A 10,516-nucleotide genomic window follows, 5' to 3' on the forward strand; every position below is an offset into this window, starting at 1 on the left:
TGACTCCTTCCTTGCTTTTGTTATGGTCGCCGCGATCTGCGTCGCTTTCAGCATTTTGCACATCTAAGCGCTGTTTTCAGATACACCATAGGTACCCTAGTGCAGCAACTAAATTTCCATCCTTGTTTTGAACCTGCGGATCAATTGGTCCAAGTGTTGAGTAGTAATTCATATAAATATTATCTCCACTCATACACCAGATTGTACCCGCACTGTATGCATAATCAGGTACAATAAAATTTACCTCTTCATAGAAGTGGCGAAGAATATCTACCATCCGTTGGACTGGGGTAAGGCTTCCTCCTGGGGTTGTTAAAAAAACATAAATTGCCCGGTGCTTATCTGAGTCTTTTGCCAGTGTTTCAATCAGATCTTTTACTTGGCTTTCGACACCATTGACGATTTCACCATAATAGGTAAATACATCGGCATCTAGTTTTGCTTCCAACTTCTTCAAGAGATCAGAGATGGCAATTTGGTTCATTTTTTCCAATTTATTAATCAACTCTTTCACTCTCCTTGTATTTTCTACTCTACAGATATGATAGCAGATTTTAAGAAAAATACAAGAAGTTTTATAATACATTTCCAGTATATGCAATTACTTGAGCTATCATTTTCTACTTTTAAATAAATATCCTCACGAGTAGCATCTGATTTGTTAACTATTTAGAAAATATGGCACTATCTTACTTTTTCCTTCTACTCAATATAGTAAATGTAATGCCTAACCAATTGCGTTATTTCAATTATCATCACCCATCAATTTCAGCATCAGCTGCGCTCCCAGTTTCAGTCCAGCGGTAAAGGCGATCTGCTCATACTCGGCGCACAGGCACCCAACCTCTCCAACCACCACATCGCTGTCCTTGATCGGTAGCGAGTCCAGGCAGGCCCGGAGATTTTTGAACCCTTCCTTCGCCTAGGGACTGTCCATGTTGTGATACTCCCCATAATGCCACCACAGGACATCCAAGCATGGCTGTGGGCAGTCCTCCTCAAAAATGATTTTATGCTCCCGGACAAAGATTCGGAGCTGCCGGATGTATTCGTCCATTCCATCACCCTCCATAAAAAGTGTGTGTGATGTTAACTCTGGCGGCGGTAAATTACAAGTAGGTGATCTGCCCGAATTTTGACTGTCCTTTTTGTCCTTTCTGTCCCATGGGTATCAATAAAAAACCGTCCATATCCGGGGTTACTCCCAGCCATGGACGGTTCTGTGTATATAGAAAATAATAATTTATCGTTTATATTCTTATAACGATTGTCATTTTACCAAGCCCTGTCTTTTCAGACCATGGCCGCATCAAATCCGGGCATACAATTTGCTTATGGCTGGAAATGTTCGAAATATCCCCGGTTTCCTTCCAAAAACATCCCCAGAACGGGAACAAATAAAAAATTACCGTTGTTGAAATTGTATCAACAACGGTAACTGATTTGGTTGCGGAGGCAGGACTCGAACCTACGGCCTCCGGGTTATGAGCCCGACGAGCTACCAACTGCTCCACTCCGCGATATGAAATTAAAGGAATACTGGTGCCGGTGACCGGACTCGAACCGGTACAGTATCGCTACCGGGGGATTTTAAGTCCCCTGTGTCTACCAATTCCACCACACCGGCAGATATCGGCAACAGATAATATACCATACCTCCGCCGTGATGTCAACACCTGTTTGCAAAAAACTTCTCCGTCCACGTTTTGTTCCTTTGACTTGTCGGCCTTGCTATGCTATACTATACTTGTATTGTTATCGAAAAGAGGCGGACTATGCAGATCGGAACGGTAAAAATTGAATCGAAGCTCGCGCTCGCGCCGATGGCGGGCGTAACGGACGCTGCATTCCGCCAGATCTGCTCCGAAAAAGGCGCGGGCTACACCGTCACAGAGCTTGTGAGCGCCAAGGCGCTGTGCTACCACGACACGAAGACCGCGCAGCTGCTTCGTCCGTTTCCGAGCGAAAAGCCGTTTGCCGCGCAGATCTTTGGCAGCGATGTGAACTGCATGGCCGAGGCTGCGCAGATGGCGATTGAAATTTCCGGCGCGGACATCTTGGATATCAACATGGGCTGCCCCGTGGGCAAGGTCGTCAAAAACGGCGACGGCAGCGCGCTGATGAAAGATCCCGAAAAGGCCGCGCGCATCGCTGAGGCGGTCGTGCGCGCCGTCAAGGTCCCCGTCACGGCGAAGATGCGCCGCGGCTGGGACAAGGGCAGCATCAACGCCGTCGAGCTCGCCAAAATGCTCGAAGAAGTGGGCGTCAGCGCCGTCGCGGTGCACGGGCGCACGCGCATGCAGATGTACGGCGGCGAGGCCGACTGGAACACGATCCGCGACGTCAAGCAGGCCGTCAGCATCCCCGTCATCGCCAACGGCGACGTTTTTTCGCCCGAGGCCGCGGTGCGCATCCTTAAATTCACGGGCGCGGACATGGCGATGATCGGCCGCGGGAGCTTCGGCAACCCGTGGCTTTTCGAGCAGTCCGCCGCCGCGCTCTCAGGGTGCGGCATTCCGCCGCTGCCGCCGTTTGCCGAGCGGTGGGACACCGCCGTGCGTCAGGTGGAGCTCTCCGCACAGTATCAAAACGAGCGCGTCGCGATGTTGCAGGCGCGCCATCACCTGTGCTGGTACTTAAAGGGCATCAGCCACGCGAATTATTATAAGGAGAAGATCGTGCAGCTCTCAACGCTTTCCGAGCTGCACGCGCTCAGCGCGTCGATCAAGCGGGATCTGCGCTGAGGATCAGATAAAAAGCTATGAACGAACGGGAACTCATTGCGCGCCTTCAAAAGCGGGATGAAGCCGCCTTCGAAGAGCTGATCCGCCAATATGAGAAAAAAGTGTATACGCTGTGCTTCCGCATGTGCGGCAACAGCGAGGACGCCGAGGAGGCCGCGCAGGATGCCTTTCTTGCGCTCTGGCGCGGGATCGACCGCTTCCGACAGGAGTCATCGCTTTCGACGTGGATCTACCGTCTGGCGACGAACGCCTGCATCGACACGCTGCGGCGGCGAAAAAAACAGAGCGGCAGCGTCTCGCTCGACGACGAGGAGCTGTTTGTCGATGCGGTCGACACCTCGCCCCAGCCGCAGGAGACGGTCGAGCACCGCGAGGCACAGAAATTATTGCAGGAGGGCCTCTCCGCCTTGCCGGAGGAGTACCGAAAGGTGCTCATCCTGCGCGAGATCGAAGGCCTGAGCTACACCGAGATCGCAGAAAGCGCGTCGATCGAGCTGGGCACGGTCAAATCGCGCATCAGCAGGGGCCGATCACTTTTGCGCAACTTTTTATCCGAAAACGGGAACTTTTTTGAAATTGCTTCGTCAAAAGTTACAGAATGTAATCGTGAGGAGATGAGCGCCAAATGAAATGTTGTGAACTGTACGCCGCCGCGCTCTCTGCCTTTGTGGACGGAGAATTGAGCGAAAACGAAAAGGAAGAGGTGCTCTCGCACGTAGAGCACTGCCAGAACTGCCGGGAGTATCTCTCGGAACTGATGATCGTGCACACGATGTTCGAGGAAATGCCCGAGCTCGACGCGCCGGAGGGCTTTTCCGAGCGCGTGCTCGAGCGGGTGCATGAGGAAAAGCGCGCGAGATCGCGCCACCGCCGCGCATGGCCGCGCGTGCTGGCCGCGTGCTTTGCGCTGCTTGTCATCACGGCCGCGGCGTGGAAGCTGGCGCCCGCGATGGTCAGCAGCAACGACAGCGCCGCGGACTGCAATACCAGCGGCAATGACACGGCGAGTGCGCCCGCTGCGTCCGGCGACACGGCGGAGGACTTTACCTACAGCTATTCCGCCGTGCAGAAGGAGGGCGTGCAGGCCGACGCCAGCCCGTTCGACACCTATGACACGGAAGACGGCGCAGACGACCGCTCCGCCGACTCAAGCGGCGGCTATGCCATCATCACGCTGGATGTGCCCGCGGCGGCGGAATTTCTGCACGAGCGCGGCATGGCCGTGTACGCGGAAAATGACGAGTACGTCAGCTACCTCGTCGTGGCCGAAGCGGCACATGACTTAGCAGACGCCATGGAGCTGCCTGAGGCTGAGTGCACCGCGCTCCGTCAGGCAGACGATATTCTGATCGTCGAGGTCGCCAAGACCGCACCGGCGGTCGAAGAGCCTGCGGAAAACACCCTCGCAGGAGAAGAGGAGAGCGAATGAACGATATCGGCGTGATCGGCGGCGCGGACGGCACGACACAGATCGTCGTCTCCGGCAGCATCGGAGGGCCGATCCTGTGGATCTTTTTCGGCGCGCTGGCGCTGATGGTGATTTTATACGCTGCATTTTACCGATGCGGCAAGGGCAAGGCGGTCTGCCTTGCCCTCGCGGCGGTTTTCTGCGTGGCGGCGGATCAGGCCGTCAAATTCCTCGTCGTGAACACAATGTCGCTCGGCGAATCGGAGCCGCTACTGCCGCCGCTGTTACAGCTCACGCGCGTGCACAACTACGGCGCGGCGTGGTCGAGCTTTTCGGGCGCACGGTGGCTGCTCATCGCGCTGACGGCGGCGGGCATGTGCTCCATCGCATGGCTGCTCGTCAAGATCGTGCGCCATCCGCTGGGCCAGTGGTCGCTTGCGATCATCCTCGGCGGCGGCATCGGCAATCTCATTGACCGCGTGCGCCTCGGATACGTCGTTGACATGCTGGACACGATGTTCATGGACTTTCCCGTCTTCAACGTGGCGGATGTGTTCGTCGTGTGCGGTACGGTCTGCGCGCTAATTTACTACCTTGCCTTTTACAGCAAGAGCGACGAGAAAAACTGGGGGAACAAGGTCGATGGAACCGATCCTGCTGCAAACAAGTGAAGCCGATGCCGGTACGCGGCTCGACGCCTGCCTCGCCCGCGCAATTGAAGACCTGACCCGCTCCGCCGCGGCGAAAGCTGTCGAGGACGGGCGTGTCCTCGTGAACGGCAAAGCGCCGAACAAGAGCTACAAGCTCACGGGACACGAGCAGATCGAATTCACCCCCGAAGAGCCCGCGCCCATCGACGCCGTTCCGCAGGACATCCCTCTGGACGTTGTCTACGAGGACGACGACGTCATCGTCGTCAACAAGCCGAGTGGGCTCGTCGTCCATCCCGCGCCGGGCCATTCGGACGGGACGCTCGTGAACGCCCTTTTGTATCACTGCGGCGACAGTCTCTCTGGCGTCGGCGGCGCGCTGCGCCCCGGCATCGTGCACCGCATCGACCGCGACACGAGCGGGCTCATCATCGCGGCAAAAAACGACTACGCGCACCAGTTCCTCTCCGCCCAGCTGGCCGACCACACGCTCGCGCGCACGTATGAGTGTATCGTGGTCGGCAACTTACGTGAGGACAGCGGCACGGTCGACGCGCCCATCGCGCGCGACAGCCGCGACCGCAAGCGCATGGCCGTCGTTCCGGGTGGACGCCGCGCGGTAACGCACTGGGAGGTCATCGCCCGTTATCCCGGCTACACGCATGTGCGCTGCAGGCTCGAAACGGGCCGCACGCATCAAATTCGCGTGCACATGGCCTACCTCGGCCACCCGATCCTGGGCGACACGGTCTACGGCGCAAAAAAGGCCGTTCCAGGCCTGACGGGTCAGTGCCTTCACGCGGTGGGGCTCCAGTTCATCCACCCGCGGACGAAGGATCTTGTCTCGCTCACATGCCCGCTGCCCGAGGAATTCACCGCCATGCTGCGCAAGATCGACCGATAGATCAAAACCCGCAGGCGAGGGCCGACGCCTTTGCCTTATTCTACAGGAAATACAGGTGAACAATGTGAAAGACCTGCAAACCATTGAGGAGACCCTCAAATATCTGCAATTCGACAACTGGGAGCAGAGCGCGCCGGGCCTTGCGCGCTCGCGCGAGCTTCTGGGCCTGCTCGGCAACCCCGAGAAGAAACTCAAATTCGTCCACATCGCGGGCACGAACGGCAAGGGCTCTACCGCTGCGATGCTCGCCTCCGTGCTCCAGCGCGCGGGGTACCGCACGGGGCTCTATACCTCGCCGCACCTGCTGCGCTTCCACGAGCGCATGCGCGTGAACGGGGAAGAGATCGACGACAACTCCCTCATTTCGCTCACGAACACCGTGCGGAACGCGGCGAAGAGCATGAGCGAAATGCCCACGGGCTTTGAGATCATGACGGCCATCGCCTTCCTCTACTTCGTGCAGGAGCAGTGCGACATCGTCTCGCTCGAGGTCGGCCTCGGCGGGCGCATGGACTCGACGAACGTCATCCCCGCGCCGGAGGTCTGCGTCGTGGCGAACATCGGCTTGGAGCACACGGCCATTCTCGGCGACACGGTCGAGAAGATCGCTGCGGAGAAATGCGGCATCATCAAGCACGGCTCACACGCCGTGCTCTTCGGCCAGAGCGAGGGCGTGGAGAACGTCGCGCGCGAAAAGTGCGCGCAGGAGGACGTGGCTCTCACGATCACCGCGCAGGAAAAGCTTGAGCGCATTTCGTCCTCGCTCGACGGTCAAGAGTTCAAATACCGCGGCCGCGGGCCGTACCACCTGCGGCTTCTCGGCGAGTATCAGCTCTTGAACGCGCTGACGGTCATCGACGTGTGCAACGCGCTGCGCTCGCGCGGCTGGGGCAAGCTCACGGACGAGGCCATTGATGAGGGCCTTTCCCACGCCCAGTGGCCCGGACGGCTCGAGCTTCTGCGCCGCGGGCCGGACTTCATCGTTGACGGCGCGCACAATCCCCAGTGCGTCGACGCGCTGATGGATTCGCTCGCCGCGCTCTACGGCGACAAAAAACTCATCTTCCTCACAGGGGTGCTTCGCGACAAGGACTGGCAGCAAATGCTGCGCCGCGCGCTCCCGCTCGCCAAGGCGTTCGTCGTCATCACGCCGCCTTCTGCCCGCGCACTCGATGAAAACGAGCTCGCCGCGTGGCTGAACGCACAGGGCGTGCAGGCCGTCCCCGCCAAGGATACCGACGACGGCGTCCGCCGCGCCTTGGAGCTGGCAGGCGAGGATGACGCCATCTGCTCCTGGGGCTCGCTCTACTTCACCGGCGAGGTCCGCCGCATCCTGACGGAACAGTAAACACGATAAAAAAGGCCGCTGCGAAACGCCGCAGCGGTCTTTTCATGATTCCCATGCCGCATTTGCCGCGACCAGCGGCAAACAGGCCCCCACACCCCAATCGGCGCAAAACCCATCAACCTACATCCGCCGCATTTTCTGCCCATACGGGCAGAAAAACGGGAAAAAGCGTCGCAGACTTTGCCGCCCGCAGGCGGCAAATAATTTTAATCGTAAATTCTGACGACAGAAGGTGAATTGCCGCAAAGCGGCAAGAGAAGCCGCCCTGGGGCGTGTGCGTCAGAATTTACACTTCTCACGGAGCGAAGTGTGCGCGCCTTCGGCGCGTGCATGCAGCGCAGTGTAAACTTATTAAAAACAAAGGACAGATGACAAGCCATCTGTCCTTTGTTTTTAACTAAGATAGTTGAGCGGGTTGACGTAGCTGCCGTTTCTCTGAATGCCGAAGTGGCAGTGGACACCGCTGGCGACGCCGCTGCGGCCCGCCTTGGCGACCTGCTGGCCCTTGTAGACCGTCTGTCCCGCGGAAACGAGCAGCGACGAGTTGTGCTCGTAATACGTGACATAGCCGTTGTTGTGGTCGATGATGACGACGTAGCCCATCGCGCCCTTGTAGCCCGCGTAGGTCACGCGGCCGCCGTCGGCGGCGTAGATCGGCGTGCCGTAGGAGCAGGCGATGTCGATGCCCTTGTGGTTGCTCGTCGCGCCGCGGATACCCGTGCTGCGGTAGCCAAAGTACGACGTGATGCGGCCCGAGCACGGCCAGCGGAAGCTACCGGTGGGGTACCAGGTCGGACGGACCTTCGTGCCGCGGGCGCGCGTCTCGGCCACAGGGTCGGAGAGCGTGACGGACGAGATGACCGTGCGCTCCTGCTCCTCGCCGTTGATATAGGTGACGTCGGCCACGATATCAGCCTTGCCAAACGAGCCCTTGGAGATCACGCGCTCGTCGCCCTGATACATGGACGAATCGCTCACGTAGTTCACGTCATAGTTGACGTCCTCGACATAGTTCTGCCGCTCGGTGACCTTGACGGTCAGATACGGCACGGCGTTCGAGAGCGTCAGCGCATCGCCGATGTGGATGCGGTTGATGTCGTAGCCGGGGTTCAGCGCTTCGAGCTCGGCGGCGGTCATGCCGTTGTTGTTGGCGATCTGGCCCCAGGTGTCGCCCTTGACGACGGTGTAGGTCACCTCGCCCGACTTCGTCGAATTCAGGATCTCGGCGATCTCGCCGAGGTTCATCACGCTGTCGGTCGGGACGTAGCCCTCCGCGATGCGGACATTTTCGACAAAGTCGACGCTCAGCGTATCCGCCGAGGCGTAGACCTGCTTGATCTGCTTGAGCAGCTCGTCCAGCGCGCCGGCGTACTGCGTCGAACCGATGAGCTCATCGTCGACATAGAGCGAGTAGCCGTAGGTCACCTGGCCGAGCTCGTCGGCGAGGTCCTGCTCGAAGGTCGTCGAATCCGTCACATCGCTGCGGCGGACGAAAGCCGTCGAATAATGGATGGCATCCTTTGCGATCTCGTAGGACTTGCCGAGCGTCTCGGTCGTGATGCTCTCGAGCTTGGAGGCCGCCTTGCGCGCCTGCGCGGCGCTGGCGACGGTGTCGACCACGCTGCCGTTATACTCTACTGTCGTTCCCAGCGTGTAGAACGAGAAAAACAGCGCGATCGCAGCCACGACCGCCGCGCCGCCGATAAAGTAGAACGGATTCACGCGCCGCGCGTGCCTGCGCCAGCGGTCCTCGTGCTCGCCGGCAGCGTGGCTGCGCTGGCGGCGGCGCGCCATGATCCTTTCATGCAGCAGCGAGTGCCACATCGGGAACATCCCGCCGATGACGAGGAAGACCTGCACCAAAAAGCGGTTGGATTCAGGAAAGTTGCGCGCCCTGCTCTCGCGCATGACCGTGCGGGCGCGTGGGCCGATGCGGCGGATGCGCGCACCGAGCGTGGAAAAAAATAGCGCCATGTGCTCGAGCCAGCCGCTCAGCCATTGCGGCATGCCGCCGCGCCTGCTCGGCCGTCTTCGCGGCGAGGCATTCGAGCGGCGGCGCTGCCTGGACGCGCCGCTGCGCTGGGGGGTGGATCGTTTTTGCTCTGACATATCAAAACTCCTTAGAGGATGCATGTAAAAATAAAAGTTACAATTTGTAACCATTGACCAGTATACTTGGTTTTCAAGGCTCCGTCAAGCCTTTTTAGGGAAATGATACTGCTAATATGTTGTAAGAGTTTGGAAAATTTGTAAACTTTTGCAGAGATTTTGCGTTATTTTTTCTTGAGGCGGTGAAAAAGTAGGTGTATACTATATCTGTAAATCTGTGCCATTTTATCGGCACATCATATATCAGGAGGAATCAACATGTTTGCAAAACTGATTGACACACTGAAAAAGAGCCCCAAGACGATCGTTTTTACCGAAGGCACCGACCCCCGCATTCTCGAAGCGAGCGCCCGTCTGCTGTCCGGTAACTTCTTAAAGCCCGTGCTCGTCGGCAACCCCGATGAGATCGCTGCCGCCGCCGAGGACATCGGTTTCAACATCCGCGGCGCCGAGATCATCGACCCCGAGAATTACGACGGCATGGACGAGATGGTCGACAAGATGGTCGAGCTGCGCAAGGGCAAGATGACCGCCGACGAGTGCCGCGCCGCGCTCAAGAAGAGCAACTACTTCGGCACCATGCTCGTCAAGATGGGCAAGGCCGACTGCCTGCTCGGCGGCGCTACCTACTCCACGGCCGACACGGTCCGTCCCGCGCTCCAGCTCATCAAGACCAAGCCCGGCAACAAGATCGTCTCTTCCTGCTTTATCATGGTCCGTCCCGCCGCTTCCGGCGAGAACGAAGTGCTCGCCATGGCCGACTGCGCCATCAACATCAAGCCCAACGAGGACGAGCTCGTCGAGATCTGCAAGGAGACCGTTTCCTGCGCCAAGATCTTCGGCGTTGACCCGAAGGTCGCCTTCCTGAGCTACTCCACCCTCGGCTCCGGCAAGGGCGAGGACGTCGACAAGATGCGCAATGCCTGCGAGAAGGCCAAGGCCCTCATGCCCGACACCCCGATCGGCGGCGAGTTCCAGTTCGACGCGGCGGTCTCTCCGGCTGTCGCCAAGACCAAGCACATCACCGACGCGGTCGGCGGCCACGCCAATACCTTTATCTTCCCCGACATCAACGCCGGCAACATCGGCTACAAGATCGCCCAGCGCCTCGGCTCCTTCGACGCGTACGGCCCGATCCTGCTCGGCCTGAACGCGCCGATCAACGACCTTTCCCGCGGCTGCAATGCTCAGGAGGTCTACTCCATGGCGATCATCACCGCGGCGCTTGCCTAAATACTTCAAAAAAAGAGGACGGCTTTAGTGAACTGCACCCCATTTGTTAGACAGTATGATATACTATCTAACAAGTGGGGTGATTTGCTATGCCAAAAGGAGTACCAAACAAACGATATA

Annotated in this window: 10 protein-coding genes and 2 tRNA genes; 7 read left to right on the forward strand and 5 right to left on the reverse strand. The window is 58.3% G+C overall.

The genetic code is table 11. The features are described from left to right. Positions 1-76: 76 nt before the first annotated feature. The 4 genes from NI20_RS0112985 to NI20_RS0112995 all read right to left on the reverse strand — a co-directional run bounded on the left by NI20_RS0112985 (position 77) and on the right by NI20_RS0112995 (position 1,627). Positions 77-514, reverse strand: a complete 438-nt coding sequence (locus NI20_RS0112985) for an ATP-dependent Clp protease proteolytic subunit (RefSeq protein WP_197055403.1) — start codon at positions 512-514, stop codon at positions 77-79. Positions 515-922: 408 nt separating this feature from the next. Beyond that, the gene (locus NI20_RS15885; protein WP_255358024.1) at positions 923-1,057 is read right to left on the reverse strand and encodes a hypothetical protein; all 135 of its coding nucleotides are present in this window, start codon (positions 1,055-1,057) and stop codon (positions 923-925) included. A gap of 387 nt (positions 1,058-1,444) precedes the next feature. Then, positions 1,445-1,520 (reverse strand) — tRNA-Met (locus NI20_RS0112990). Positions 1,521-1,540: 20 nt separating this feature from the next. After that, positions 1,541-1,627, reverse strand: a tRNA-Leu gene (locus NI20_RS0112995). 148 nt (positions 1,628-1,775) lie between these two features. Between NI20_RS0112995 and dusB the strand changes: the two genes are divergently transcribed. Genes dusB through NI20_RS0113025 form a run of 6 tightly spaced genes read left to right on the forward strand, consistent with a single transcriptional unit; the run spans position 1,776 to position 7,054 of the window. Then, entirely contained in the window at positions 1,776-2,744 is a 969-nt protein-coding gene (gene dusB / locus NI20_RS0113000; RefSeq protein ID WP_033121815.1) for a tRNA dihydrouridine synthase DusB, read from the forward strand. Between the two features lie 17 nt (positions 2,745-2,761). After that, the gene (locus tag NI20_RS0113005) at positions 2,762-3,373 is read left to right on the forward strand and encodes an RNA polymerase sigma factor (protein WP_033121816.1); all 612 of its coding nucleotides are present in this window, start codon (positions 2,762-2,764) and stop codon (positions 3,371-3,373) included. After that, positions 3,370-4,173, forward strand: a complete 804-nt coding sequence (locus NI20_RS0113010) for a zf-HC2 domain-containing protein (protein WP_033121817.1) — start codon at positions 3,370-3,372, stop codon at positions 4,171-4,173. The genes NI20_RS0113005 and NI20_RS0113010 overlap by 4 nt, the downstream gene beginning before the upstream one ends. Next, on the forward strand, positions 4,170-4,823 hold the full coding sequence (gene lspA, locus NI20_RS0113015) for a signal peptidase II (protein ID WP_242843002.1): 654 nt from the start codon (positions 4,170-4,172) through the stop codon (positions 4,821-4,823). Before NI20_RS0113010 ends, lspA begins: the two co-directional genes overlap by 4 nt. Beyond that, positions 4,795-5,706, forward strand: a complete 912-nt coding sequence (locus NI20_RS0113020; RefSeq protein ID WP_033121818.1) for an RluA family pseudouridine synthase — start codon at positions 4,795-4,797, stop codon at positions 5,704-5,706. The genes lspA and NI20_RS0113020 overlap by 29 nt, the downstream gene beginning before the upstream one ends. Positions 5,707-5,761: 55 nt before the next feature. Then, on the forward strand, positions 5,762-7,054 hold the full coding sequence (locus tag NI20_RS0113025; protein ID WP_052084717.1) for a folylpolyglutamate synthase/dihydrofolate synthase family protein: 1,293 nt from the start codon (positions 5,762-5,764) through the stop codon (positions 7,052-7,054). Between the two features lie 393 nt (positions 7,055-7,447). Here the strand turns inward: NI20_RS0113025 and NI20_RS0113030 are convergent, their stop codons facing one another. Then, entirely contained in the window at positions 7,448-9,163 is a 1,716-nt protein-coding gene (locus tag NI20_RS0113030; protein WP_197055404.1) for a peptidoglycan DD-metalloendopeptidase family protein, read from the reverse strand. Positions 9,164-9,421: 258 nt separating this feature from the next. Between NI20_RS0113030 and pta the strand changes: the two genes are divergently transcribed. Beyond that, positions 9,422-10,396, forward strand: coding sequence for a phosphate acetyltransferase (gene pta / locus NI20_RS0113035; RefSeq protein WP_033121819.1), 975 nt, complete (start codon positions 9,422-9,424; stop codon positions 10,394-10,396). Positions 10,397-10,516: the final 120 nt, after the last annotated feature.

Source organism: Oscillibacter sp. ER4, assembly GCF_000765235.1.
Lineage (GTDB): Bacteria > Bacillota > Clostridia > Oscillospirales > Oscillospiraceae > Hominicoprocola > Hominicoprocola fusiformis.